The 1,723-nt window shown below is 62.9% G+C and carries 2 protein-coding genes; one reads left to right on the top strand and one right to left on the bottom strand.

Annotated elements, in window-relative coordinates; translation table 11 throughout:
* The coding region (locus tag Q3981_RS10415; protein WP_303126029.1) for an alpha/beta fold hydrolase at positions 1–311 on the top strand (311 nt) is incomplete at its 5' end.
* Between the two features lie 37 nt (positions 312–348).
* On the opposite strand, the gene Q3981_RS10410 is transcribed toward Q3981_RS10415, so the two are convergent.
* On the bottom strand, positions 349–1,551 hold the full coding sequence (locus Q3981_RS10410) for a MarP family serine protease (protein WP_012732596.1): 1,203 nt from the start codon (positions 1,549–1,551) through the stop codon (positions 349–351).
* Positions 1,552–1,723 lie beyond the last annotated feature (172 nt).

Here is a 1,723-nt window from a genome sequence, read left to right as displayed (position 1 = left end):
TGGGCGTTGAGCGCGTCGCCTATTACGCGTGCCTGCGCCACCGGAAGGCCGCGGTAGCGACAATGCCCCGCGGAACAGCGCAAACCGTGCTGGCCGATTGGTCCGGCTGGAATGAAATTGAGTGCTCGACGCCCCCGGCTGTGCGGGTTCTCCACGGTGCCGAGGACCCTCTAATTACGGCGTCAAAGACGGCTCGCGAAACTATTGCCGACGCCGACCACGTCACTGTGGTTCCCGGCGCGGGACATTATGTTCACATGGAGGCGCCCCACGCGGTGCGCGATGCTGTGCTGGCCGTGGAGGAAGCGTAACCGCCGACGCGCTCCCACGCGCCCGTCGTCGGCGCCCTTACTTAGCCACGCACGACTTCGTGTCCACCGCGGACCGCAAATTCTGGACGTTCTCCACCGATCCCAGCGATTCCATGATCTCGTGGTTGGTCAGCGCGTAGCCCGTGTCTTGGTCATCCACCCCGGCGCCGAAGATAAGCCCGAGGACTTCACCGTCGCCATCGACAACAGGCCCGCCGGAGTTACCCTCGCGGACCAATCCACGCAGCGTATAGGCCTCGCGCTGGACGCGGTCGGTGGAGTAAATATTCGGCCCGTCGATGGTCAAGCGGTCACGAACGCGCGCGTTTTCCACATCGAACGGCCCACCCAAGGGGTACCCGAGCACTGCCGCATCGGACCCCGTCGTCGCCGGCACATCATCCAACTCCAAGGGGCTCAAGCCCAGGTCCACGGCGTGCAGCACCGCGATGTCCTTGTCGGGGTTGAAGTACGTGACGGTGGCAACATCCTCACCGTTGACTGTCCGCAGCTTGACCTCATTCGATCCGGCCACCACGTGGGCATTGGTCACCACGGTGTCCGGAGCGATCACAAAACCACTGCCTTCCAGCATCTTTCGGCACTGCTGTGCCGTCGATAAGACCTGAACAACGGACGGCCGAATCTCGTTCAAGCGCTGGGTGGACAAGACGGAATCCGCCGGCGCGGGAACATCCTTATTCGGGAGTTCACCGAACGGGTCGGTCAGCGTCGGCATGCCGTTCTGGTTGAGGAACATGCCAACCCGGCTGCCCCAGTTGTTCACCTGCTGCGGGGCCAGGGAGTCCACCGCTCCCAAAACCTTCGAGTTGCGGAGCGCTTTGGAGAAGTCCCCCGTGGACACGGACACCACGGGCACGGCAATCATCCACACAACGACGATCGCGGTGAACACCTGCACAACGGCCCCGACGGCCGCGTCGGCCTTGTACACGGCCCGGGTGCGGATCATGTTGCGCAGGGCAATGCCGATGGAGGACCCTATCGCGTACCCAATGATGACGGCGAGAACCGCGATCCCGAGGGCGAAGAGGAACCGCGTGTTGTTGTCGTCGGTCTGGGCCATCGCGTACGGGGCGGCCCACATGCCGACCATGCCGCCGATGAGAACGCCTATGACCGCGGCGATGGAGGATACGCCGCCTTGTCTCCATCCGGAATGCATCGCCGATAGTGCGATGAGCACAATGACGATGTCCACAATGGTGGATCCGCTCATTCAGTGTCTCTCAGTTCTTGTGGTTGGGGGTTGTCGGCGTTGATGGTTTCTGGGGGTTTCTCCGCCACCGAGTCACCGGTTCATTGTTCGCCGACCGAGCAAGCGTCTCTGCAAGATCGTACACAGGTGAAGCGTTCCATGGTTTCTCCCAACCCGCTTCGCGGAGGAGGCC

It is taken from the genome of Corynebacterium sp., from assembly GCF_030530965.1.
In the GTDB taxonomy this organism is placed as follows: domain Bacteria; phylum Actinomycetota; class Actinomycetes; order Mycobacteriales; family Mycobacteriaceae; genus Corynebacterium.
This window is presented reverse-complemented; position numbering and strand designations above follow the sequence as displayed.